This window comes from Streptomyces sp. NPDC097617 (genome assembly GCF_044761485.1).
Lineage (GTDB): Bacteria > Actinomycetota > Actinomycetes > Streptomycetales > Streptomycetaceae > Streptomyces.
In genome coordinates this window covers 106,014-130,388 of sequence record NZ_JBIWCL010000015.1, presented here as the reverse complement: position 1 = coordinate 130,388, position 24,375 = coordinate 106,014, and the positions used below count along the sequence as shown (strand labels likewise).

The following is a 24,375-nucleotide window of genomic DNA, read 5'->3' as shown; positions in this document are numbered from 1 at the left end:
CCCGAACGCCGTGTTGAAGGGCGCGGACGCCTCTTTCATGCCCGGTCTGTCCACCAGTCGGACGCCCGGAACAGCGCCTTCGACCTTGCCTGCCTGAAGGGCCGCAAACCACATACCCGCACGTCAGGATGGGCGCACTGCGCGGTCGTGGGGAAGGAGCGTCGCGCTCCGGGTCGCCGTGCGCATACCCCCGCCGAGGGATCCGCACCACTGGAGAAACCTCCAGATCGAGCAGCCGTGAGCGTCAACAGTTTGTCGAAGTCGACGATACCTGTGAGGCCCCCCACAGGCGTTCAATTCCGGTCACACGACAAGACGGCGCCGTTAACACAGCGCGGCTTCGATTCACCTCGACGTGAACGCACTGACAACCCTGGCGTACCAACGGGTTAGCGACCCACTGCGCCCAGGGACAACCAGATCTCCTCTCACTTACCTACCTTGAAGGGCAAGGCTGAGATGGCACGTGTCGCCGCCCGGCTTTCCACCGACGGAGAGCGGAGCACGCACCCGGTCGACGAGGTGCTCCCCCTCCCCAAGCTCGCGCTGTACGGCTTCCAGCACGTACTCGCCTTCTACGCCGGCGCGGTGATCGTTCCGATCATCGTCGGCAACGCGCTGAAGCTGAGCCCTGAACAGCTCGTCTACCTGATCAACGCGGACCTCTTCACCTGCGGTATCGCCTCGATCATCCAGGCCTGGGGCATAGGCCGGATCGGTGCCCGACTGCCACTGATCCAGGGCGTGACCTTCACCGCGGTCTCCCCGATGATCGCCATCGGGCTCGGTGCCGGAGGCGGCACCGCCGCACTCCTGGTCATCTACGGCGCGGTGATCACCGCCGGTATCGCCACCTTCGCCTTCGCCTGGCTGCCGGCCAAGGCGTTCCGGACCGTCATGCGGCTGTTCCCGCCGGTCGTCACCGGCACGGTGATCACCGTCCTGGGCATCGTCCTGATCCCGGTCGGCCTCAACGACGCGGCCGGCGGCCTCGGCAGCCCCGGCTTCGGAGACCCGAAGAACTTCGCCTACGCCGGCGGCACGATGCTCTTCATCCTGATCCTGATGAAGATCGGAAAGCCGTTCCTGTCCAGCATCTCGATCCTCCTCGGCCTGGTCGTCGGCACCACCGTCGCCTTCCTCCTCGGAGACGCCAAGTTCGGCGACGTGAGCAACTCCGAGTGGATCGGCGTCACCACCCCCTTCCACTTCGGCGCCCCGAAGTTCGAGTGGTTCCCGATCGTCCTGATGCTCATCGTCATGCTGATCACCATGGTCGAGACGACCGGTGACACCTACGCCGTCGGCGACATCGTCGGCAAGGAGGTCGACAGCGAGACCGTGGCCCGCGCCCTGCGTGCCGACGGCGCGGCGACCGCCCTCGGCGGTGTCCTCAACTCCTTCCCGTACGTGGCCTTCGCCGAGAACGTCGGCCTGGTGCGGATGACGAAGGTGAAGAGCCGGTTCGTGGTCGTCGCCGCGGGTGTCTTCATGATCATCCTGGGTCTGCTGCCCAAGGCCGCCGCGATCGTCGCCGCCGTCCCGCACGGGGTCCTCGGCGGCGCCGCGACCGTCATGTTCGCCATGGTCGCCCTGGCCGGCATCCAGACCCTGGCCAAGGTGGACCTCAAGGAGGAGAAGAACGCGCTGATCGTCGGCGTCTCCCTCGCCTTCGCCCTGCTCCCCGCGACCGTCCCGGTCTTGTTCACCAAGCACATGGACCCGGACCTGTCCTCCCTGCTCAACAGCGGTGTGACGCTGGGTGCCACGGCCGCCATCGCCCTCAACCTGGTCTTCAACGGCCTGGGCAAGGAAGGCGCCCACGACGTCCCCAAGGTCGAACTGCCCGCCCAGGTCGCGGCGGGCGGGGACACCGCGGACGACGCGGACTGCGCAGCAGCCGCACCGGACAGGTCGGGCGAGGGCGAAGCAGCCCGGACGCCGGCCTCCTGACCCTCCCGAGGGGGACCCCGGCCGGGCCCCGGGCCCGGCCGGGGTCGCTGCCGTCCCCGCGGTGACACGCTGCCCGCGCTCCCGCCGCCGTACGGGACAATGGGCGCATGAGTCTGTTCCGCGACGACGGCATCGTGCTGCGCACCCAGAAGCTGGGTGAGGCGGACCGCATCATCACGCTGCTGACCCGCGGCCACGGCCGGGTGCGGGCCGTCGCCCGCGGGGTCCGGCGTACCAAGTCCAAATTCGGTGCCCGGCTGGAACCTTTCTCCCACGCCGACGTGCAGTTCTTCGCGCGCGGCAGCGAGCTGATCGGCCGCAGCCTGCCGCTCTGCACCCAGACCGAGATCATCGCCCCGTACGGCAGCGGCATCGTCACCGACTACGCCCGCTACACCGCCGGCACCGCGATGCTGGAGACCGCCGAGCGGTTCACCGAGAACGAGGGCGAGCCCGCCGTGCAGCAGTACCTGCTGCTCGTCGGAGCCCTGCGCACCCTCTCGCGCGGCGAGCACGAAGCGAACCTCATCCTCGACGCCTTCCTGCTGCGCTCGCTGGCCGTCAACGGCTATGCGCCCAGCTTCGAGGACTGCGCGAAGTGCGGCATCCACGGACCCAACCGGCACTTCTCCATCGCCGCGGGCGGGGTGATATGCGGGGACTGCCGGGTGCCCGGCAGCGTCGTACCCTCGTCTGAGGCCATCGCCCTGCTCAGCGCCCTGCTGACGGGCGACTGGGGGCATGCCGACGCGTGTGAGGCGCGTCACGTGCGGGAGGGTAGCGGGCTGGTCTCCGCCTATCTGCACTGGCATCTGGAGCGCGGGCTGCGCTCCCTGCGATACGTCGAGAAATAGGAGCTGGACACATGGCACGACGCGGGATTCTGGGGCGCTCTCGCCGCGAGTACAAGGTTCCCGAGCCGCTTCCGTCCGGTGAGCGCCCGCCGAAGATCCCCGGCGAGCTGGTCCCGAACCACGTAGCGGTCGTCATGGACGGCAACGGCCGCTGGGCCAAGGAGCGAGGTCTGCCGCGTACCGAGGGCCACAAGGTCGGCGAGGGCGTGGTGCTCGACGTGCTCAAGGGCTGCCTGGAGATGGGCGTCAAGAACCTCTCCCTGTACGCCTTCTCGACGGAGAACTGGAAGCGCTCGCCCGACGAGGTCCGCTTCCTGATGAACTTCAACCGCGATGTCATCCGCCGCCGCCGCGACGAGATGAACGAGCTCGGCATCCGTATCCGCTGGGTCGGCCGCATGCCGAAGATGTGGAAGTCGGTCGTCCAGGAGCTCCAGATCGCACAGGAGCAGACCGTCGACAACGACGCGATGACCCTGTACTTCTGCGTCAACTACGGCGGCCGCGCGGAGATCGCGGACGCGGCGCAGGCCATCGCCCGCGATGTCGCGGCGGGCAGGCTGGACCCGTCGAAGGTGAACGAGAAGACCTTCGCGAAGTACATGTACTACCCGGACATGCCGGACGTGGACCTCTTCCTGCGCCCCAGCGGCGAGCAGCGCACGTCCAACTACCTGCTCTGGCAGAGCGCGTACGCCGAGATGGTCTTCCAGGACGTGCTGTGGCCGGACTTCGACCGCCGCAACCTGTGGGCGGCCTGCCTGGAGTACGCGCAGCGCGACCGCCGCTTCGGCGGGGCGGTGCCGAACCAGTCGGAACCGGGCACCTCCGCCTGACACGGGTGCGTGGCCGCCGGCGTGCTGCTGTGGGTGATCACCCTGTTCGGTCCGCGGCTCCAGGCACGGGCCTTCCGGGGGCTGCTGGAGAAGTCGGGGGAGACCCGGGCCGTCGTCGACGGCTCGGGAGTCCGGCTGACGGCGGCGTCCTGCGAGTCGCGCGTCGGCTGGGCCGCGCAGCCGAGGTACGTGGACGGCCGACGCCTTCGTCCTGCTGAGCGAGACAAGGGGGCGGTGGCCGTGACGGTCCTGCCCGAGCGGGGAATCAAGGCCCCGGCCGACGCCGACGACCTGCGCGCCCTCCTGGACGCACACCTGCGCCGGCTCCAGCGGCCCGGTCCCCGGCCGGGCCGGGCGGCCGGCCTAGACCGAGGCGGCCGCCGCGCAGTCGGCGCAGGTGCCGAAGATCTCCACCGTGTGCGCCACGTTCACGTAGCCGTGCTCGGCCGCGATGGACTCCGCCCACTTCTCCACGGCCGGACCCTCCACCTCGACCGCCTTGCCGCACTTGCGGCACACCAGGTGGTGGTGGTGATCGCCGGTGGAACAGCGGCGGTAGACGGACTCGCCGTCGCTGGTGCGCAGGACGTCGACCTCGCCGGCGTCCGCGAGCGACTGGAGAGTGCGGTAGACGGTGGTCAGGCCCACGGAGTCGCCACGGTGCTTGAGCATGTCGTGGAGTTCCTGGGCGCTGCGGAACTCGTCCACCTCGTCCAGCGCCGCCGCGACCGCGGCCCGCTGCCGGGTGGATCGTCCTCGTACTGGCGCGGTATTCATCTCGCCAGGCGCAGTCGCCACCGGTTCCTCCTCGTATCGGCCTCGGCCCATTGTGCCAGGCGGCCGACCTTTCTAGACCTTCACATCGTCCCTCGTGCAGACCTCTTCGGTGGCGGCGCGGGCCGCCTTGGCCCGGCGCCTGGCCAGCGGCGCCGACAGGGCCGTCATCACGACGAAGACGGCGATGGCGAGCAGCACGATGGCCGCGCCGGAGGGTGCGTCGAGGTAGTAGGTGGCGGTCACGCCGCTGAGCGAGACCAGGACGCCGATCAGCATGGCCAGCGACAGCGTCGCTGCGAAGCCCCGGGTGACCCGCTGGGCGGCCGCGACGGGGATCACCATCATGGCGCTGACCAGCAGCAGGCCCACGATCCGCATCGCCACCGTGACGGTGAGGGCGGCCGTGACGGCCATCAGGAGGTTCAGCGCGCGCACCGGCATGCCGGTGACCCGGGCGAACTCCTCGTCCTGGCTGATGGCGAACAGCTGGCGGCGCAGGCCGACGGTGACGCCGAGTACGAAGACGGCGAGGAGCACCGCGGCCCAGACGTCCTCCGGCGCGACGGTGGTGATGCCGCCGAAGAGGTAGCTGGACAGGGTCGCGGTGGAGCCGCCGGCCATGTTGATGATCATGACGCCGCCGGCCAGGCCGCCGTAGAACAGCATGGCGAGCGCGATGTCGCCGCTGGTCTTGCCGCGCGAGCGGATGTGCTCCATGCCCACCGCGCCGACGACGGCGACGAGGGAGGCCATCCACACCGGGCTGGTGTTCAGCAGGAAGCCGAGGCCGACACCGGTGGTGGCCACGTGGCCGATGCCGTCGCCCATGACCGCCTGGCGGCGCTGGACGAGGTACGTGCCGATCGCGGGCGCGGTGAGCCCGACGATGGCGGCCGCGATCAGGGCCCGCTGCATGAAGGCGTATTCGAGGAGGTCCATCAGCTCAGCAGTCCCGTCCGCAGGGGCTCGGCGCCGTGCGCCGCGTGGGGGTGTACGTGGTCGTGGCCGGGCAGCGCGTGCTGACCCACGGCCTCCGGGGGCGGGCCGTCGTGGACCACGCAGCCGTCGCGCAGGACGACGGCCCGGTCGATCAGGGGCTCCAGCGGGCCCAGCTCGTGCAGGACGAGGAGGAGGGTGGTGCCGAGGGCCTTCTGCTCGCGCAGGGCGTTCGCGAGAACCTCCTGGTTGGCGAGGTCCACCCCCGCCATCGGCTCGTCCATGATCAGGAGTTCGGGTTCGACGGCGAGCGCCCGGGCTATGAGCACCCGCTGGTGCTGGCCGCCGGAGAGGGCGTCGACCGAGGAGGAGGCGTACTGCTCCATGCCGAGCAGGGCCAGCGCGCGCTCGACCGCGGCCTTGTCGGCCTTGCGCAGGAGCCCGAAGCGGGAGCGGGCGAGCCGGCCGGCGGAGACCACCTCGCGGACGGTGGCGGGAACCCCGCTGGCCGCCGTGGTGCGCTGCGGGACGTACCCGATGCGCGACCACGAGCGGAAGCGCTTGAACTCGGTGCCGAAGAGGGACAGCTCGCCGTCGGCCAGCGGGACCTGGCCGACCACGGCGCGCACGGCCGTGGACTTGCCGGAGCCGTTGGCGCCGAGCAGCGCGACGACCTCGCCGCGGTGGACGGTGAGGTCGACGCCGCGCAGCACGGGGCGCGAGCCGAGCGAGGCCGTGGCCCCGCGCAGGGATATGACGGGCTGGTCCGCTGCCTGTGCCGGCGTGGACTGCATGGCTCGCGCCTCCGTTGCTGCTGTCATCTACTTGGCTCCGAGGGCCTTCTGGAGGTTCTTCAGGTTGGACCGCATGACCTCGAGGTAGTCAGCGCCCTGGGACTTGTCGGTGATTCCTTCGAGCGGGTCCAGGACGTCGGTCCTCAGACCGGTGTCCGCCGCCAGGGTCCGGGCCGTCTTGTCGCTGGCCAGGGTCTCGAAGAACACGGTGGAGACATTCTCCTGCTTGGCGAGGCCCTGGAGTTCCTTCATCCGGGCCGGGCTCGGCTCGGACTCGGGGTCGACGCCGGAGATGGCCTCCTGGTCGAGGCCGTAGCGCTCGGCGAGGTAGCCGAAGGCGGAGTGGGTGGTGATGAACGTTTTGGACGAGGTGTTCCGCAGGCCGTCCTTGAACTCCGTGTCCAGCGCGGTCAGTTTGCCGACCAGCTCGTCGGTGTTCTTCCTGTAGTCCGCCGCGTGGTCGGGGTCGGCCTTCTCCAGGGCCGCGCCGACTCCCTTGGCGATCTCCGCGTACTTGGCGGGGTCGAGCCAGACGTGCGGGTCCTGGCCGGCCTCGCCGTGGCTGTGGTCGTGCCCCTCGCCCTCGGCGTGACCCTCGGCGCCGTGGTCGTGGCCGGAGGAGCCGTGGACCTCGAGGGCGGTCAGGGTCGCGGCGTCGACGATGTTCTTCACGCCGGACTGGGCGACGGCCTTGTCGACGGCGGGCTGCAGGCTCTTGAGGTAGACGACGACGTCGGCCTCGCCGAGCTGCGCGGTCTGCTTGGGACTGATCTCCAGGTCGTGCGGTTCGACGCCGGGCTTGGTCAGGCTGTCGACCTTCACGTGGTCCTTGCCGATCTGCTCGGCGAGGAACTGCATCGGATAGAAGGACGCCGTCACGCCGACCTTGCCGTCCTTGCCGCCACCGGTGCCGGCGGCGGCTCCGGAGCAGGCGGTCAGGGCCGTGGCGCCGAGGGCGACGGCTCCGGCGAGGGCGGCGGTGGGTATGAGGCGTCGTACGTTCATGACATCCATTTTCATCAAAGATGGAAACGATTGTCAAAAACCCAGGTGGGAGGCCCGGGCGGGCGGCCGTGGAAGGGGAACCGATTTGAAAGGGGGGGTGCGGGCGCCGGTAATCTAAAGACTTCGCCGTTCGTCCTCGTAATGAAGAGAGCACCGTGGCCGCCGACAAGATCGAAACCATCGTCAGCCTGAGCAAGCGCCGTGGCTTCGTTTTCCCGTGCAGTGAGATCTACGGCGGCTCCAAGGCCGCCTGGGACTACGGCCCGCTCGGTGTCGAGCTCAAGGAGAACATCAAGCGCCAGTGGTGGAAGGCGATGGTCACCGGACGTGAGGACATCGTCGGTATCGACTCGTCCGTGATCCTGGCCCCCGAGGTCTGGGTGGCCTCCGGCCACGTCGCCACCTTCTCGGACCCGCTGACCGAGTGCACCGCCTGTCACAAGCGCCACCGCGCCGACCACCTTGAAGAGGCGTACGAGGCCAAGCACGGCCGTCTGCCCGCCAATGGTCTTGCCGACATCAACTGCCCCCACTGCGGTGTGAAGGGCCAGTTCACCGAGCCCAAGCAGTTCTCCGGCATGCTGGAGACCCACCTCGGCCCGACCCAGGACACCGGCTCCAAGGCGTACCTGCGCCCCGAGACCGCCCAGGGCATCTTCACCAACTTCGCCCAGGTGCAGGTCACCTCGCGCAAGAAGCCGCCCTTCGGCATCGCGCAGATGGGCAAGTCCTTCCGGAACGAGATCACTCCGGGCAACTTCATCTTCCGCACGCGCGAGTTCGAGCAGATGGAGATGGAGTTCTTCGTCAAGCCGGGCGAGGACGAGCAGTGGCAGGAGTACTGGATGCAGGAGCGGTGGAACTGGTACCGCGACCTCGGCATCCGCGAGGAGAACATCCGCTGGTACGACCACCCGAAGGAGAAGCTGTCCCACTACTCGAAGCGCACCGCCGACATCGAGTACCGCTTCAACTTCGGTGGTAACGAGTTCTCCGAGCTCGAAGGCGTGGCCAACCGGACCGACTTCGACCTCAAGGCGCACTCGGCCGCCTCGGGCCAGGACCTGGTGTACTTCGACCAGGAGACCAAGGAGCGCTACACCCCGTACGTCATCGAGCCCGCAGCCGGTGTGAACCGCGCGATGCTCGCCTTCATGCTCGACGCGTTCAACGAGGACGAGGCCCCCAACGCCAAGGGCGTCATGGAGAAGCGCACCGTGATGCGCTTCGACCCGCGCCTGGCCCCGATCAAGGTCGCCGTCCTGCCGCTGTCCCGCAACGCGCAGCTGTCGCCGAAGGCCAAGGGCCTCGCCGCCGACCTGCGCAAGTTCTGGAACATCGAGTTCGACGATGCGGGCGCCATCGGCCGCCGCTACCGCCGTCAGGACGAGATCGGTACGCCGTTCTGCGTCACCGTCGACTTCGACACCCTGGACGACAACGCGGTGACCGTGCGCGAGCGCGACACCATGAAGCAGGAGCGCGTCTCCCTGGACCAGATCCAGACCTACCTCGGCAGCCGCCTGCTCGGCTGCTAGTAGGCCATCCCGGCCCTGCCGTACCGAGACCGGTGGCCCGGCGCGCTCGCAGCGCGCCGGGCCACCGGTCTTTCGCGGGCGGATCCGGGTCAGGAGGTCTTGGCCGCTGCCGCCTCCGACGCTGCCGCCTCCGACGCTGCCGCCTCGGCCGCGCGGCGCTCGCCCTCGGCCTGGGACCGCTTCCCGTACATGGCGGTCCACACGCCGAGCGCGCCCAGCACCCCGTAGATCATGATCGGGCTGACCACCACCATGGTCGCGGTGCTCAGCGTGTAGGCCAGGAACACGCGGACGAGGGCCTCGGCGACGTACGCGAGGCCCCACACCAGCGTCATCCGGTTCATGGTGGTGCGGAAGCCCTCGTACTGCCACAGGCCATTCCACCAGGCGGTGCTCTCCGGTGTGCCGTCGGTGGCGAACCTGCGGCCGAAGTAGAACATCAACGGGCGCGGCGCGAGCAGCGTCGCCAGGCAGAGCAGCCCGAACAGCCCGGTCACGCCCGAGTCCTTGATCAGCAGGGCGCGGGCCGAGTGCGCGCCGACGAGCGAGACGACGGCGGTGATCATCAGGAAGACCAGGGTGACGATGGCGAACTCGTCGAGCTTGCGCCGCCAGGCCAGGCTGATGACGCTGTCGAGCACCGGCCAGGCGCTGCTGAGCAGCAGCGCCGAGAAGGCGCTCCAGTTGTGGTCCTCGGTGAGCACGTTGTACGTGATGATCGGCGCGACGACGTTGAGCCCGATGGTCAGGATCCAGCCGAGCGCGGCGGCGCCGCCCGAGCGCTCGGGAGGCGCGGGTCGTGCGTCTTGAGCTGCTGAAGCGGACAAGGTTCCCCCTGGAGCGTGCCTGATGATGCGCGGTGGGGGGACCGTACGGAGATTGACGGGACGCGAACAACCCGAACGCGACCAAAATGATCATCAAGTTGTCCGGACTGATGGGTTCCGGACGGGGGCGGACCCGCGTCAGGCTCGCAGGCCCCGGATCACGAGGGCGGTGACCGCCTCGAACTCGGTGATGATCGTCGGCGAGAGCCAGTCCGCCGCGTACTGCGGGTCGTGGAAGCGGCCTGTGGCATCGAACACCGCACGCGCGGCCGCCGGCACATCGTCCGCCGCGAGCGAGCCCGCCGCAACGCCCTCGGAGATGATCCGGCCCAGCTGGTCGATCAGCTCGGTCAGATGCGCGTCCACCACGCCGCTGTTCTCGGTGATCAGCACGGTGTAGGTGGCGAACAGCTCCGGGTCGTCGCCCGCCTTGTGGCGCTTGGCCTCGAAGAGCGCCTCCAGCCACGCCTCCAACTTGGATGGGGCGCTCCCGGCGGGTGCCGAGGTGATCTCCTCCAGCATGACCACGCTCCTGGCGAGCCAGCGGTCCGTGACGGCCTCGCGCAGCGCCGCCTTCGACGGGAAGTGCCGGTACACGCTGCCGTGGCTGACGCCCAGGGCCCGGGCCACGTCCACCACCGTCGCCTTGGTGGGGCCGAAGCGGCGCAGCACCTCCTCGGTGGTTTCGAGAATGCGCTCGGGGGTCAGGGGCTCGGCAGCAGCGGGGGGCATGAGTACGACCGTACCGTCAGCTCAGTGCTCGCTGTCGAGGTGGGCCATCTGGGCCGCCGGGTACCTCTCGCCGGCCGCCGCGCCCGCCGGAACGGCCTCCTCGATGGCGGCCAGGTCGGCCGCGTCGAGCGAGACGTCCACGGCACCCAGTGCCTCGGCGAGCCGGTCCCGGCGCCGGGCCCCCACCAGCGGCACCAGGTCGACCCCGTGCCGCGGCCCCTGCGCGAGCACCCAGGCGATGGCGGTCTGCGCGACGCTCACACCCTTGCCCGCGGCGACCTTGCGGAGGGCCTCCACCAGGTCGAGGTTCCGGTCGAGGTTGTCACCCTGGAAGCGCGGGCTCATCCCGCGGAAGTCGCCGGGGGCCAGCGCGCGGTCACGGGTGAAGTGGCCGCTGATGAGGCCGCGCGACAGCACCCCATACGCCGTGATCCCGATGCCGAGTTCGCGGGCGGCCGGCAGGATCTCCTCCTCGATGCCGCGGGAGATCAGCGAGTACTCGATCTGGAGGTCGCAGATCGGGGCCACGGCGGCGGCCCGGCGCAGGGTGTCCGCGCCGACCTCGGAGAGCCCGATGTGGCGCACGTGCCCGGCTTCGACCGCCTCGGCGATGGCGCCGACGGTCTCCTCGATCGGCACGTCCGGGTCCACGCGGGCGATCCGGTAGATGTCGATGTGGTCCCGGCCGAGCCGCTGGAGCGAGTAGGCCAGGAAGTTCTTGACGGCCTCGGGCCGGCCGTCATAGCCGGTGAAGCCGCCCTCGACCGTGCGCAGCGCGCCGAACTTGACGCTGGTCAGCGCCCGCTCGCGGGCCGTGGCGGGGGCCGTGCGCAGGGCTTCGTTGATCAGCAGTTCGTTGTGGCCCATGCCGTAGAAGTCGCCGGTGTCCAGCAGCGCGTTCGAGTCGCCCGGGGTGGCCTCCAGGTAGGCGTGGATGGTCGCGACGGACTCGGCGCGGTCCGCCTCGCCGTAGAGGGCGGACATCCCCATGCAGCCCAGCCCCAGTGGGAAGACGGTGGGGCCGGTGCTGCCGAGGGTGCGTCGGTCGGTGGTCACGGCGGAAGGGTTCTCGTTCTTCGTCATGCAACGAGAATGGCATGACGAATGACAGATTTCAATATCTGTCATTCGTCAGTGTCAGGCGAGGATGCGCAGCACCAGTGCGGCCGCCGCGATCAGGGTGAGGACGGCCGCCGGCGCCAGGTCGTAGTCCTTGACCCGCAGGTGACTGATGACCGCGCCGATGAAGTAGAGGGTCACGCCGACGGCCGCGGCCACGCCGAGCGGAGTCACCCACAGGCCCGCCACCAGGCCGATCGCGCCCGCGGCCTTGAGGGTGGCCAGGCGCGGCAGCCAGGAGTCCGGGACCTGGACCTTCTGCATGTTCGCCACGATCTGGTCGTTGCGCTGGAGGGTGAAGGTGGCCGAGGCGGCGAGGGCGAGGGCGAGCAGGACGCCGACGACGGCGTAGGCGATGAACATGGAGATCTCCAACGGTCGGTGTTGTGGAACCATTGAATAGCATCAATGATATCTCCAATGCAATCATTTCCTGGTTGCTACGATGTGGACCATGACGGCAGATCAGGACGGACCGCACCCCCCGCAGCGGCTGGGCCTGCTGCTCGCCTGGCACGGATCGGTCACCCAGACCCGGATGAAGCGGGCCCTCGGCGCGGCCGGGCTCACCCCGCGGCACGCGATGACGCTGATGCACCTGGAGGGCGGCCCCATCAGCCAGCGGGCGCTCGCCGAGCGGCTGGAGGTGGACCCGAGCGTGCTCGTCGGGATCCTGAACGACCTGGAGGGCGAGGGCCTGGCCGAGCGCCGCCGGGACCCGGCCGACCGCCGCCGTCACAACGTGGCCATCACCGACGCCGGGGAAGCCGCCCTCCACAAGACGAACACCGCCCTCGACGAGGTCGAGAGCGGCATCTTCGCGGGCCTGTCGGACGCGGAGTGCGACCTACTGCGCGGCCTCCTCGACCGGGTCAACACCTCGGCCGAGGACTTCAACTGCGGCGAGTAGCCGCCCCGGGGAGCCGCCCGCCGCCCGCCGGCTAGCCGCGCGGCGAACCCGTGACGGCGGTGGCGCCCACCGGATCCTCCAGGGTGCGGGCGGTGCGTTCCGCCGTCGCCCGGGCCCAGGCGCCGCTCGTCGCCGCGCCCACGATCAGCACGAGCAGCCCGCAGACCGTGATGATCCACCACGCCGGCTGGGCCGCCGCCGAGAAGTCCGAGCCGTTCGCCAGCCCGGCCGCCAGTACGGATCCGATCACCGCGACGCCCAGCGTGCCGCCGGTCTGCCGGCTGGTGGAGGCGATGGCGGCCGCGACCCCGGCCTGGGAGCGCGGCATCCCGGACACCGCCGTATTGGTGATCGGCGCGTTCACCATGCCGAAGCCGAGCCCGAACAGCATGTATCCGGTGAACAGCAGCGGGTTCGACGTCTCGGCTTCGAACAGGGCGAACAGCAGCCCGCTCGCCGCCATCGCCACCCCCGCGATCAGCAGGCAGATCCGCGGCCCCCGGCTGCCCACCAGCCGCCCGGCCAGTGGTGCGAACACGACGGTCAGGCCGGCCATCGGCAGCATGTAGAGCCCGGCGTGCAGGGCGCTGAGCCCCCGGACGTCCTGGAGGTACAGCGTGTTCAGGAAGAGGAAGCCGGCCAGCCCGGCGAAGGCGCTGATCGCGATCACGGTCGCCCCGCTGAAGGGCGCGCTCCGGAAGAACCGGAGATCGATCAGCGGCTCCTTGCACCGGGGCTCGTGGATCAGCAGCCCCACGAACGAGGCGACGGCCACCACCGCGCATCCCAGGATCAGCGGCGAGCGCCAGCCGGCGGCCGGCGCCTCGATGATCCCGTACGTCAGACTGCCCAGCAGGGCGATGACCAGCACCTGGCCCAGTGGGTCCGGGCGCCGCGGCCGGGCCGCCCGGGACTCGGGGATGTGGCGCAGGGTCAGTGCGAACGCCGCCAGACCGATCGGCAGATTGATCAGGAAGATCGAGCGCCAGCCCACGGAGTCCACCAGCACCCCGCCGATCAGGGGTCCCGCCGCCATGGAGATACCGCCGACGGCCCCCCACACACCGATGGCCCGGGCCCGCTCGGCGGGATCGGTGAAGGTGTTGGTGATGATCGACATCGCCACCGGGTTGAGCATCGCGCCGCCCACCGCCTGGACCATCCGGAAGACGATCAGCCAGTCGAGGCTGGGGGCGAGCGAACAGAGCAGGGAGCCGACGGTGAAGGCCACCAGCCCGGCCACGAACACCTTGCGGCGGCCGATCCGGTCGGCCGTCGACCCCGCCAGCATCAGCAGCGAGGCCAGGACGAGGGTGTAGGCGTCGATGCTCCACTGCAGCCCCGCGACCGAGGCGTCCAGGTCGCGGCGCATCGAAGGGAGGGCGACGTTGAGCACGGTGTTGTCGAGGCTGACGATCAGCAGGCTCATGCAGCAGATCGCCAGGACGAGCACGCGCTGCCGGGGACTCGGCTCGATCATGCGCCGATGCTACGTCCGCGCCACCCCCTCGGCATGCGGGACAATGGGCGGATGACCACGCTCCCTCCGCCCCTCGCGATCGGCCCGTACACCGTGCAGCCCCCGGTGGTGCTCGCGCCCATGGCCGGCATCACCAATGCCCCGTTCCGTACCCTCTGCCGGGAGTTCTCGGGCGGCAAGGGGCTGTTCGTGAGCGAGATGATCACGACGCGCGCCCTGGTCGAGCGCAACGAGAAGACCATGCAGCTGATCCACTTCGACGAGACCGAGAAGCCCCGCTCGATTCAGCTGTACGGGGTGGACCCGGCCACGGTCGGCAAGGCGGTCCGCATGATCGTCGAAGAGGACCGCGCCGATCACATCGACCTCAACTTCGGCTGCCCGGTCCCCAAGGTGACCCGCAAGGGCGGCGGCTCCGCCCTGCCCTACAAGCGCAACCTGCTGCGGGCGATCCTGCGCGAGGCCGTCAGCGGCGCCGGCGACCTGCCGGTCACCATGAAGATGCGCAAGGGCATCAACGACGACCACCTCACCTATCTCGACGCCGGCCGGATCGCCGTCGAGGAGGGGGTCACGGCCATAGCCCTGCACGGGCGCACCACCGCCCAGCACTACGGCGGCACCGCCGACTGGGATGCCATCGCGCGGCTGAAGGAGCACGTGCCGGAGATCCCCGTGCTCGGCAACGGCGACATCTGGTGCGCCGAGGACGCGCTGCGCATGGTCCGCGAGACCGGCTGCGACGGCGTGGTGGTGGGCCGTGGCTGCCTGGGGCGGCCGTGGCTGTTCAACGACCTGGTGGCGGCCTTCGAGGGGCGGCCCGAGGACTTCCACAAGCCCACCCTGCGCGAGGTCGCGACCACGATGCACCGCCACGCGCAACTGCTGGGGGAGTGGATCGGCGACGAGGCGCGCGGGGTGATCGACTTCCGTAAGCACGTGGCCTGGTACCTCAAGGGCTTCGCGGTGGGTTCCGAGATGCGGCAGAAGCTCGCGGTCACCTCTTCGCTGGCCGAGCTGAATGCTCATCTGAGCGAGCTCGATCTGGATCAGGCATGGCCCGAGAGTGCGGACGGCCCTCGCGGTCGGACGTCCGGAAACAACCGAGTTGTCCTGCCGGACGGCTGGCTGAAGGACCCGTACGACTGCGCGGGCGTGAGCGAGGACGCAGAACTGGACACCTCCGGAGGCTGACAAATCGCCCTCCGTGGTGCGTGATATACGCCACGCATGGGAAGGGTTTCGCTCAGATGAGCGCCTGAATCACGGATAAGACTTCCAAAGGGTGGCACTGGGTGCCACCCTTTGTGCGTTCAAGACTTGAACGCAAATGTATCGATGATCGCTCATCCGAGCGTGATCAGGCCTCAGGAGCCCCCTCACGCTTCGGGATGTGAACGATCTTCGTACTTTCTGATGACCCATGAGTTACTTTCGATCTGCTGGCGCACGGGTGGTTACGGCCGCATGGCGACCAAGTGGACGTACCCAGAAGCCTTCGATCTGGGTATGTTCCTGGCCGTCAGGGCAGCCACCGAGCCTCGAGGAGTCGAGACCCGTGTCGGAAAACAAAGATCAGAAGTTCGTCTACGACTTCACCGAGGGCAACCGCGACCTCAAGGACCTTCTCGGCGGCAAGGGAGCCAACCTCGCCGAGATGACCAACCTGGGTCTGCCGGTCCCTCCCGGCTTCACCATCACCACCGAGGCCTGCAAGGTCTACCTCGACAGCGGCACGGCCCCCGCCGAGCTGCGCGAAGAGGTCAGCGCCCACCTTGCGGCCCTCGAGGCGAAGATGGGCAAGAAGCTCGGACAGTCGGACGACCCGCTGCTGGTCTCCGTGCGCTCCGGTGCGAAGTTCTCGATGCCCGGCATGATGGACACGGTCCTGAACATCGGTCTTTCCGACGCGTCCGTGAAGGGCCTCGCCTCCCAGGCCGGCGACGACCGCTTCGCGTGGGACTCGTACCGCCGCCTCATCCAGATGTTCGGCAAGACCGTGCTGGGCGTCGACGGCGAGCTCTTCGAGGAAGCCCTCGACGAGGCCAAGGTCGCCAAGAAGGTCACTGTCGACACCGACCTCGACGCCGCCGACCTGAAGAAGCTGGTCACCCGCTTCAAGAAGATCGTCGCCAAGCAGGCCGGCCGCGAGTTCCCGCAGGACGCCCGCGAGCAGCTCGACCTCGCCGTCGAGGCCGTCTTCAACTCGTGGAACACCGAGCGCGCCAAGCTCTACCGCCGCCAGGAGCGCATCCCGAGCGACCTGGGCACCGCGGTCAACATCTGCTCCATGGTCTTCGGCAACCTGGGCCCCGACTCCGGCACCGGCGTCGCCTTCACCCGCGACCCCGCCAGCGGCCACGCGGGCGTCTACGGCGACTACCTGCAGAACGCCCAGGGCGAGGACGTCGTCGCGGGCATCCGCAACACCGTGCCGCTCGCGGACCTGGAGGCCATCGACAAGGCCTCGTACGACCAGCTCATGACGATCATGACGACGCTGGAGAACCACTACAAGGATCTCTGCGACATCGAGTTCACCATCGAGCGCGGCCAGCTGTGGATGCTCCAGACCCGTGTCGGCAAGCGCACCGCCGGCGCTGCCTTCCGCATCGCCACCCAGCTCGTGGACCAGGGCCTGATCACCGAGGCCGAGGCCCTCCAGCGCGTCACGGGCCACCAGCTGGCGCAGCTGATGTTCCCGCGCTTCGACGACGAAGCGAAGACCGAGCTGCTCGGCCGCGGCATCGCCGCCTCCCCGGGCGCGGCCGTCGGCAAGGCCGTCTTCGACTCGTACACGGCCGTCAAGTGGTCCCGCTCCGGCGAGAAGGTCATCCTGATCCGCCGCGAGACCAACCCGGACGACCTGGACGGCATGATCGCCTCCGAGGGCATCCTGACCTCGCGCGGCGGCAAGACCTCGCACGCCGCCGTCGTCGCCCGCGGCATGGGCAAGACCTGTGTCTGCGGCGCCGAGGACCTCGACGTCGACACCAAGCGCCGCCGTATGACGGTCGGCGGGACGGTCATCGAAGAGGGTGACGTCGTCTCCATCGACGGCTCCACCGGCAAGGTCTACCTCGGTGAGGTACCCGTCGTACCGTCCCCGGTCGTCGAGTACTTCGAGGGCCGGATGCACGCCGGCGCCGACGACGCCGACGAGCTCGTCGCCGCCGTCCACCGGATCATGGCGTACGCGGACCGCGTCCGGCGCCTGCGCGTGCGGGCCAACGCCGACAACGCCGAGGACGCGCTGCGCGCCCGCCGCTTCGGCGCCCAGGGCATCGGCCTGTGCCGCACCGAGCACATGTTCCTCGGCGAGCGCCGTGAAATGGTGGAGCGACTGATCCTCGCGGACACCGACAGCGAGCGCGATGAGGCACTGAGTGCCCTCCTGCCGCTGCAGAAGAAGGACTTCGTCGAGCTGTTCGAGGCGATGGACGGCCTGCCCGTCACCGTCCGCCTCCTGGACCCGCCGCTGCACGAGTTCCTGCCCGACATCACCGAGCTGTCGGTGCGCGTCGCCCTCGCCGAGTCCCGTAAGGACGCCAACGAGAACGACCTGCGCCTGCTCCAGGCCGTGCACAAGCTGCACGAGCAGAACCCGATGCTGGGTCTGCGCGGTGTCCGCCTCGGCCTGGTCATCCCCGGTCTGTTCAAGATGCAGGTCCGGGCGATCGCCGAGGCCGCGGCCGAGCGCAAGAACGCCAAGGGCGACCCGCGCGCCGAGATCATGGTCCCGCTCGTCGGCACCGTGCAGGAGCTGGAGATCGTCCGCGACGAGGCCGACCAGGTCATCGCCGAGGTCGAGGCCGCCACCGGCACCGCCCTCAAGCTGTCCATCGGCACGATGATCGAGCTGCCGCGCGCCGCCCTGACGGCCGGCCAGATCGCCGAGGCCGCGCAGTTCTTCTCCTTCGGCACGAACGACCTGACCCAGACGGTGTGGGGCTTCTCCCGCGACGACGTCGAGGCCAGCTTCTTCACCGCCTACCTGGAGAAGGGCATCTTCGGGGTCTCGCCCTTCGAGACCATCGACAAGGACGGCGTCGGCTCCCTCGTCCGCCACGCGGTGAAGCAGGGCCGGGCCGCCCGCCCCGACCTCAAGCTCGGCGTCTGCGGCGAGCACGGCGGCGACCCCGAGTCCGTCCACTTCTTCCACGAGGTCGGCCTCGACTACGTCTCCTGCTCGCCCTTCCGGATTCCGGTGGCGCGCCTGGAGGCCGGCCGTGCGGCCGCCGAGGCGAAGGGCAGCGACAGCCGCTGAACCCCTGGCCCGCCAAGGGCCCCATAGACCGCGCCTGTCCCCGGGTTCCCTGACAACCCGGGGGCGGGCGCGCCCTATTTTTCTTGTTCAACAAATCTTTACGCCAGCAGGCGGTGGACGGATCCCCACCCGTCCACCGCCGCTGTCATTCTGCCGGGCACGTCGGCGCTTCCCGGTGCGACCGACCGCCAGGCCCCGCAAAGCCCCCCACGGCCTTCGCGGAGCGTTTCGGTCGCACCGGAGTGTGCCCGGCGGAGTACAGGATTTCGGTTGTCACGCCCCCGCCGAAAGGGGTTTCAACTGTGGCTGAAAGGGCGTGGTGACAACGTGTGACGGCATGCATACTCATGGAGCGGGGGGATTGCGGTTGCACAGGTGGGGGTTCGGTGCTGCGTATCCATTTCACTGGAGTGGACCTGGCACGCGTACGGATGGCAGGGCGTCCCGATGCGTTGTGGGAAACGATTCTCAGCTTTCATCGCTTAAGAGACCGGCGCGATGCCCGGTTGTTCGGCGAATGGCGTACGGAAACCCGGAGCAGGTTGAATAGTGAAACACGCACGCTCGGTATGCTCATACCGAGTCGTGGTTATTTCCCCGATTTCCTGACCCCTGTGGAGGGGCAGTACGGGTGGGACGTGGGCCTCGACGCGCTGCGCGGGATCCGTCCCGAGCGCATGCGGCGCGAGCTGCAACTGCTGGGCGCCGGTGCGCCGATGACCCCGCGGTTGCGGGAGTTCATGGACGGCGACAGCGGTAAGCAGCTGCCGCGGCTCATGGGCGAGCTGCGCGCCTACCACCGGGCGGCCGTGGAGCCGTACTGGACGCATATCCAGGCCCAGATCGAGGCCGAGCGGGCCGCGCGCGGCCGGGCCCTGCTGGACGGGGGCGCGGACGAACTGCTGACCTCGCTCCCGCCGATGCTGCGCTGGCGGGCTCCGGTGCTGGAGTGCGATTACCCCGTGGACCGCGACGTACGGTTGCGGGGGCGCGGGCTGCTGCTCCAGCCGTCCTTCTTCTGCCGGCGCACCGCGGTGACCCTGCACGACCCGGAGCTGCCGCCGGTGCTGGTCTACCCGGCCGCGGCCCAGCTGGCCTCGGCGCCCGCGGGGGGCGAGGCCGCCCGGCCCGTGGAGGAGCAGCGCCAGCGCACCCTGGGGAAGCTGGTCGGGCACACCCGCTCGGTGGTGCTGCGGGCCATAGGGGACGGAGCGACCACCAGCGAGCTGGCCCGCCGGGCCGGGGTCTCGCTGGCTTCCGCGAGCCAGCACGCCTGCGTGATGCGGGAGGCGGGGCTGGTGACCACGCTGCGGCGGGGGAACGCGGTGCTGCACACCGTGACGCCGCTGGGGGCCGCGCTGCTGAAGGGCGGGGCCGTGGCCTCGTGAACGCGGCCGCGCCCCGGCGGGTCGTACCCGTCGGGGCGCGGTCGGTGGGTGCGGGCGCGGCGCGGTTGCGGGGGAGCTGCCCCCGGGCCCCCGCGCCTCAAGCGCCGGCGGGCCGAAGGGTCGCCTCAAGCGCCGGCGGGGCTGGACTGCGGGGTCAGACGCGGAAGGGGCCGGTGACCTCGTAGGTGATGCCGCCGGACGAGCTGCCGCTCGTACCGCGCTGGCTGGAGAAGTAGAGCCGGTTGCCGGCGGGCGAGAAGGCAGGGCCGGTGATCTCCGAGGAGGACTGGCCGGTGACCCGCAGGAACGGCGCCACCACGTCGTCCGGGGTGATCACGCAGATCTCCAGGTTGCCGCCGTCCTCGGCGACGTACAGGTCGCCGAACGAGGACCCGGTGACGTTGTCCACGCCGGTCAGCGGGGCCGCGCCGCCGGGCACGAGCGAATCGTCGTAGGCCAGCTCGTAGGTGTTGTTGGTGAGGTTGAGCTGCCAGACCCGGTTGTCGCCCTTGGTGGTGAACCAGACGGTGTCGTTGGCGTAGTGGCAGCCCTCGCCGCCGTTGAACTTCTTCGAACCGGAGACCTGGCTGCGGGTGACGGTCGGCGAGCCGTCCGGGTCCGGGACGTTCTGCCAGGTGAAGGAGCCGGAGGTGGCCGTGCCGGCCTTCAGGACTTGGAGGGTGCCGGAGGAGAGGTTGCCCCAGGTGGTCGGGACGAACCGGTAGAAGCAGCCGCTGGTCTCGTCCTCGGTCAGGTAGATGACCTTGCGCACCGGGTCGGCGGCGGCCGCCTCGTGCTTGAAGCGGCCCATCGCCGGGCGCTGGGCGGCCGCGTTCACCCCGTACGGGTCGGTCTCGTAGACGAAGCCGCGGTCGACCTCCTCGCAGGACAGCCAGGTGTTCCAGGGGGTCTTGCCGCCCGCGCAGTTCTGCCGGGTGTTGGAGAGGATGCGGTGCGCCCCGGTGACGGTGCCGGAGGAGTTGAACTTCACGGCGCTCGCGCCGCCGGAGGGGTTGATCTCCGAGTTGGACACGTAGATCCAGCCCGAGCCGTCGACGAAGCACGCACCGCCGTCGGGGGCGCTGTGCCATGTGTACGAGGTACCGCTGACGGTCTGCCCCGATCGGGCGATGACCCGGCTGGTGAAGCCGCCGGGGAGCATGATGCCGTTGGCGTCGGCCGCGCCGAGGGCGCCGTAGGGACCGGCTCCCGGCTGGGCGGGGGCGGCGTAGGCGGCCCCGTGCATCAAGGTGCCGCCGAAGGCGGCCGCCGACGAACCGATCACCGCGCCGCGCAGGAAGGTACGACGTTCCACGGTCACTCCTGTGGGAGGAAGGCCCCGCAGCCGGTCGGAGGCGGGGTCGCACGCATCGAGGAACCTAGGAGGCGCCAGTTGACGTGGCGCCAACTCCTCATGACGCGCGAGCGACCGCTCGACGTTCAATGCTCCGGCAGTGCCGTGGTGTGGAGCACCGCGGGGCTCCCCGGCTCGATCCTTTTCGTCACTGGCGTCGGCCTGACCTGCGGTTTCTCGGGTGCCGGAAGAAAAGTCGAAAAAACTTCGCGGGGAGCGATGAGTTGGCCGGGGAGCCGCGGTCTACCTCTCGAAAGCACCGAGCAGCACGTACCGAGCAGCTCGCACCGGCCGAGCGCCCCGCCCGAGAGAAGAGAGACCTCGATGTTCGCCACCATGATCTTCGTCAACCTGCCGGTCAAGGACCTGGAGGCCAGCAAGGCGTTCTGGAGCAAGCTGGGCTACTCCTTCAACGCACAGTTCACCGACGAGAACTGCGCCTCGATGGTCATCAGCGACACCATCGTCGCGATGCTCCTGACCGAGGACCGCTACAAGGACTTCACCCACAAGGAGATCGCCGACGCGACGAAGACCTCCGAGGTGCTGATCTGTCTGAGCGCCGAGAGCCGCACCGCGGTCGATGAGCTGGTGGACGGGGCCCTGGCCGCCGGCGCCACCGAGCCCCGCCCCGCCCAGGACCACGGCGTCATGTACGGCCGCGCCTTCGACGACCTCGACGGCCACACCTGGGAGATCATGTGGATGGACCCGTCGATGGTCCAGGGCTGACGACACCGCCGCGGGCACTCAGGAGGTCACGGCGGTCCGCACCGGGTAGGTCCGGACCGTCGTGGCCTCGTCGTCCAGGCAGCGCCCCGACTCCAGGTCGAAGCGCTGCTTGAGCAGCGGAGAGGCCACGAAGGGCCGGCCCCCCACCGTTCCCACCAGCCCGCGCGAGAGCACGTGCGCCCCGGTGAAGGGGTCCTGGTTGCCGATGGCGTACGGGCGCCCCGCGCGGTCGACGAACACCGCGGCCTGACTCCCGTCGGGCAGCAGAGCCGCCACCCCGCGCCCGGGGATCAGCGAGGACAGCTCGCACACCGTCAGCCAGCCCTGCGCAACCTGCAGTTCCACGGTCATCGGACGGCTCCTCCTATGGTCAGGACGGCCAGGTCGGGCTTGACCTGGCCGCGCTCGGGGACGAACTTCACGGTCGGGTCGGGGGCGCCCGGCGCGTTGACGAAGGACACGAACCGGCCCAGCCGTTCCGGGTCCTGGAGCGTCTCGGCCCATTCGTCCCGGTAGTGCGCCACGTGGTCGGCCATCAGGGCTTCCAGCTCCCCGCACAGTCCGAGCGAGTCGTGCACGACCACGTCCCGCAGGTGCGCGAGGCCCCCCTCCAGCCGCTCCAGCCAGGTGGAGGTCCGCTCCAGCCGGTCGGCGGTGCGGATGTAGAACATCAGGAACCGGTCGATCAGCCGCACCAGTTCCGCGTCCGACAGGTCCTGGGCCAGCAGGTCGGCGTGGCGCGGGGTGGCTCCGCCGTTGCCGCCGACGTACAGGTTCCAGCCGCTCGCCGTCGCGATGACGCCGAAGTCCTTGCTCTGCGCCTCCGCGCACTCGCGGGCGCAGCCGGAGACCGCCGACTTCAGCTTGTGCGGGGCGCGCAGTCCCCGATAGCGCAGCTCCAGGTCGATGGCCATCCGCACGCTGTCCTGGACCCCGTAGCGGCACCAGGTCTGCCCCACACAGGACTTCACCGTGCGCAGGGCCTTCCCGTAGGCGTGCCCGGACTCGAACCCGGCGTCGACGAGTCGTGCCCAGATCCGCGGGAGCTGGTCCACGCTGGCGCCGAACAGGTCGATCCGCTGCCCGCCGGTGATCTTCGTGTAGAGGCCGAAGTCGCGGGCCACCTCGCCGATCACGATCAGTTTGTCGGGGGTGATCTCACCGCCGGGGATGCGTGGGACGACCGAGTAGGAGCCGTTGCGCTGCAGGTTCGCGAGGAAGTGGTCGTTGGTGTCCTGGAGGGCGGCCTGCTCCCCGTCCAGGACGTAGCCGCTCGCGCCGAGGCTCGGGGCGAGCGAGGCGATGATCGAGCCGACGGTGGGCTTGCAGACCTCGCATCCGTCGCCGCCGCGCGCCTCCGGGCGGCCGTGGCCGTCGAGCAGCTGCTCGTACGAGGTCAGCCGGCGGGTGCGGACGATCTCGTAGAGCTCGGCCCGGGTGAAGGGGAAGCAGCCGCACAGCCCCTTGTCGGTGGCGGCGGGCAGCAGCTGTCCGATCACCTTGACGCAACTGCCGCAGCCGGTGCCGGCCTTGGTGCACTTCTTGACCTCGGGGAGGGTGGCACAGGCGGCGATGGCCTTCTTGGTGACGTTGTGGCAGGAGCAGATCACCGCGTGGTCGGGCAGTGCGGACGGGCCGAGCGCGACGGGCGCGCCGACCCCGGCGGGCAGTACCAGCTGCTCCGGGGCCACCGGCGGCACGCTGCCGGTGAGCGGGCGCAGCAGGCCGTACGCGTCCGCGTCGCCGACCAGGACCCCGCCGAGGAGGACCCCGTCGGGGGAGACGACCAGCTTCTTGTAGACGCCGGAGCGGGAGTCGGACCAGACGACGTCCAGGCTGTCCGGGGTGGCGCCGTGGGCGTCCCCGAAGGAGGCCACGTCCACGCCGAGCAGCTTGAGCTTGGTGGAGAGGTCGGCTCCGGTGAACTCCTTCTCGCGGCCCAGCAGATCGTCGGCGGCGGTCTCGGCCATCTCGTAGCCGGGGGCGACCAGCCCGTACACCCGGCCGTCGGCGGCGAGGGCGCACTCGCCGATGGCGTAGACGTTCCGGTCGGAGGTCAGGCAGTGGGCGTCGACGGCGATGCCGCCGCGCTCGCCGACGTCCAGCCCGGCGTCGCGGGCCAGTTGGTCGCGGGGGCGGACACCGGCGGAGAAGACCACGAGGTCGGTGTCGACGGTGGAGCCGTCGGAGAGCCGCATTCCGCTGACGTGGCCGTCCTCGCCGATCATCACCTCCTGGGTGCCGACGCCGGTGTGGACGGTCAGTCCCATGGACTCGATGGTGCGCAGCAGGGCCGCACCGCCGCCCGCGTCGACCTGTACGGGCATCAGACGCGGGGCGAACTCGACGATGCGGGTGGCCAGTCCCAGGCCCTGGAGGGCGCCGGCGGCCTCCAGCCCGAGGAGCCCGCCGCCGACGACCGCGCCGGAGCCGCGGCTCTTCGCGTACTCCTCGATCGCGAGGAGGTCCTCGATCGTGCGGTAGACGAAGCAGCCGGGGGCGTCCTTGCCCGGGACCGGCGGCACGAAGGGGTAGCTGCCGGTGGCCAGCACCAGGACGTCGTACGGGAACACCCGCCCGGAGCGGGAGGTGACGGTGCGGGCGGCCCGGTCGATGCGCTCGGCGGGGTCGTCGAGATGGAGGGCGATGCCGTGCTGCTCCATGAACCCGGCGGGCGTCATGGACAGGTCCTCGGGGGTGCTGCCCGAGAAGTACGAGGTCAGGCGCACGCGGTCGTAGGCGGGCCGGGGCTCCTCGCAGAGCACGGTGATCCGGTGCGTGGCGGTGGCCCCGCGCTCGGCGAGCGCTTCGAGGTAGCGCTGGCCGACCATGCCGTGCCCGATGAGCACGATCGTGGGCAAGGGCTCGGTCAT

Annotated in this window: 21 protein-coding genes; 9 read left to right on the top strand and 12 right to left on the bottom strand. The window is 69.9% G+C overall.

What is annotated here, in order from left to right:
- Positions 1 to 459 precede the first annotated feature (459 nt).
- From ACIQZO_RS23815 to ACIQZO_RS23805, 3 genes are all read left to right on the top strand, one after another.
- Positions 460 to 1,953, top strand: coding sequence for a nucleobase:cation symporter-2 family protein (locus tag ACIQZO_RS23815; protein ID WP_403629338.1), 1,494 nt, complete (start codon positions 460 to 462; stop codon positions 1,951 to 1,953).
- Positions 1,954 to 2,060: 107 nt separating this feature from the next.
- Positions 2,061 to 2,807 (top strand): DNA repair protein RecO, encoded by a 747-nt coding sequence (recO, locus tag ACIQZO_RS23810; protein ID WP_403629335.1) that lies wholly within the window; start codon positions 2,061 to 2,063, stop codon positions 2,805 to 2,807.
- Between the two features lie 11 nt (positions 2,808 to 2,818).
- Positions 2,819 to 3,643 (top strand): isoprenyl transferase, encoded by an 825-nt coding sequence (locus tag ACIQZO_RS23805; protein WP_403629333.1) that lies wholly within the window; start codon positions 2,819 to 2,821, stop codon positions 3,641 to 3,643.
- Positions 3,644 to 4,006: 363 nt separating this feature from the next.
- Here ACIQZO_RS23805 and ACIQZO_RS23800 read toward each other — a convergent pair whose 3' ends face one another.
- From ACIQZO_RS23800 to ACIQZO_RS23785, 4 genes are read right to left on the bottom strand one after another with little or no spacing between them, the layout of a single operon-like run.
- Complete coding sequence (locus ACIQZO_RS23800; protein WP_403629331.1) at positions 4,007 to 4,441, bottom strand: Fur family transcriptional regulator; 435 nt, start codon at positions 4,439 to 4,441, stop codon at positions 4,007 to 4,009.
- A 51-nt stretch (positions 4,442 to 4,492) separates the two neighbouring features.
- Entirely contained in the window at positions 4,493 to 5,359 is an 867-nt protein-coding gene (locus ACIQZO_RS23795) for a metal ABC transporter permease (RefSeq protein ID WP_403629328.1), read from the bottom strand.
- Entirely contained in the window at positions 5,359 to 6,150 is a 792-nt protein-coding gene (locus tag ACIQZO_RS23790) for a metal ABC transporter ATP-binding protein (protein WP_403629326.1), read from the bottom strand. Before ACIQZO_RS23790 ends, ACIQZO_RS23795 begins: the two co-directional genes overlap by 1 nt.
- A gap of 27 nt (positions 6,151 to 6,177) precedes the next feature.
- On the bottom strand, positions 6,178 to 7,155 hold the full coding sequence (locus tag ACIQZO_RS23785; protein WP_403629323.1) for a metal ABC transporter substrate-binding protein: 978 nt from the start codon (positions 7,153 to 7,155) through the stop codon (positions 6,178 to 6,180).
- A gap of 155 nt (positions 7,156 to 7,310) precedes the next feature.
- Here ACIQZO_RS23785 and ACIQZO_RS23780 point away from each other — a divergent pair, with 155 nt between their 5' ends.
- The gene (locus tag ACIQZO_RS23780; RefSeq protein WP_403629320.1) at positions 7,311 to 8,693 is read left to right on the top strand and encodes a glycine--tRNA ligase; all 1,383 of its coding nucleotides are present in this window, start codon (positions 7,311 to 7,313) and stop codon (positions 8,691 to 8,693) included.
- A gap of 89 nt (positions 8,694 to 8,782) precedes the next feature.
- On the opposite strand, the gene ACIQZO_RS23775 is transcribed toward ACIQZO_RS23780, so the two are convergent.
- The 4 genes from ACIQZO_RS23775 to ACIQZO_RS23760 all read right to left on the bottom strand — a co-directional run bounded on the left by ACIQZO_RS23775 (position 8,783) and on the right by ACIQZO_RS23760 (position 11,734).
- Complete coding sequence (locus ACIQZO_RS23775) at positions 8,783 to 9,520, bottom strand: VC0807 family protein (RefSeq protein WP_403629317.1); 738 nt, start codon at positions 9,518 to 9,520, stop codon at positions 8,783 to 8,785.
- A 138-nt stretch (positions 9,521 to 9,658) separates the two neighbouring features.
- Entirely contained in the window at positions 9,659 to 10,252 is a 594-nt protein-coding gene (locus tag ACIQZO_RS23770; protein ID WP_403629315.1) for a TetR family transcriptional regulator, read from the bottom strand.
- A 21-nt stretch (positions 10,253 to 10,273) separates the two neighbouring features.
- Positions 10,274 to 11,335, bottom strand: coding sequence for an aldo/keto reductase (locus tag ACIQZO_RS23765; RefSeq protein ID WP_403629312.1), 1,062 nt, complete (start codon positions 11,333 to 11,335; stop codon positions 10,274 to 10,276).
- A 54-nt stretch (positions 11,336 to 11,389) separates the two neighbouring features.
- Complete coding sequence (locus ACIQZO_RS23760) at positions 11,390 to 11,734, bottom strand: DoxX family protein (protein WP_403629310.1); 345 nt, start codon at positions 11,732 to 11,734, stop codon at positions 11,390 to 11,392.
- A 91-nt stretch (positions 11,735 to 11,825) separates the two neighbouring features.
- Between ACIQZO_RS23760 and ACIQZO_RS23755 the strand changes: the two genes are divergently transcribed.
- The gene (locus ACIQZO_RS23755; RefSeq protein ID WP_403629307.1) at positions 11,826 to 12,281 is read left to right on the top strand and encodes a MarR family winged helix-turn-helix transcriptional regulator; all 456 of its coding nucleotides are present in this window, start codon (positions 11,826 to 11,828) and stop codon (positions 12,279 to 12,281) included.
- Positions 12,282 to 12,312: 31 nt separating this feature from the next.
- Here the strand turns inward: ACIQZO_RS23755 and ACIQZO_RS23750 are convergent, their stop codons facing one another.
- Complete coding sequence (locus ACIQZO_RS23750) at positions 12,313 to 13,761, bottom strand: MFS transporter (RefSeq protein WP_403629304.1); 1,449 nt, start codon at positions 13,759 to 13,761, stop codon at positions 12,313 to 12,315.
- A gap of 51 nt (positions 13,762 to 13,812) precedes the next feature.
- On the opposite strand from ACIQZO_RS23750, the gene dusB reads away from it, so the two are divergent.
- The 3 genes from dusB to ACIQZO_RS23735 all read left to right on the top strand — a co-directional run bounded on the left by dusB (position 13,813) and on the right by ACIQZO_RS23735 (position 19,416).
- On the top strand, positions 13,813 to 14,955 hold the full coding sequence (gene dusB / locus ACIQZO_RS23745) for a tRNA dihydrouridine synthase DusB (protein ID WP_403629301.1): 1,143 nt from the start codon (positions 13,813 to 13,815) through the stop codon (positions 14,953 to 14,955).
- A 364-nt stretch (positions 14,956 to 15,319) separates the two neighbouring features.
- Entirely contained in the window at positions 15,320 to 18,028 is a 2,709-nt protein-coding gene (gene ppdK / locus ACIQZO_RS23740; protein ID WP_403629299.1) for a pyruvate, phosphate dikinase, read from the top strand.
- Between the two features lie 386 nt (positions 18,029 to 18,414).
- Entirely contained in the window at positions 18,415 to 19,416 is a 1,002-nt protein-coding gene (locus tag ACIQZO_RS23735) for an ArsR/SmtB family transcription factor (RefSeq protein ID WP_403629297.1), read from the top strand.
- Positions 19,417 to 19,570: 154 nt separating this feature from the next.
- On the opposite strand, the gene ACIQZO_RS23730 is transcribed toward ACIQZO_RS23735, so the two are convergent.
- A complete protein-coding gene (locus ACIQZO_RS23730) occupies positions 19,571 to 20,731 on the bottom strand; it encodes an alkaline phosphatase PhoX (protein ID WP_403629294.1) in 1,161 nt (386 codons plus the stop codon).
- Between the two features lie 363 nt (positions 20,732 to 21,094).
- Between ACIQZO_RS23730 and ACIQZO_RS23725 the strand changes: the two genes are divergently transcribed.
- The gene (locus ACIQZO_RS23725; protein ID WP_403629291.1) at positions 21,095 to 21,502 is read left to right on the top strand and encodes a VOC family protein; all 408 of its coding nucleotides are present in this window, start codon (positions 21,095 to 21,097) and stop codon (positions 21,500 to 21,502) included.
- 18 nt (positions 21,503 to 21,520) lie between these two features.
- On the opposite strand, the gene nirD is transcribed toward ACIQZO_RS23725, so the two are convergent.
- A complete protein-coding gene (gene nirD / locus ACIQZO_RS23720; protein WP_403629289.1) occupies positions 21,521 to 21,853 on the bottom strand; it encodes a nitrite reductase small subunit NirD in 333 nt (110 codons plus the stop codon).
- On the bottom strand, positions 21,850 to 24,375 hold the full coding sequence (gene nirB / locus ACIQZO_RS23715) for a nitrite reductase large subunit NirB (protein ID WP_403629287.1): 2,526 nt from the start codon (positions 24,373 to 24,375) through the stop codon (positions 21,850 to 21,852). The genes nirD and nirB overlap by 4 nt, the downstream gene beginning before the upstream one ends.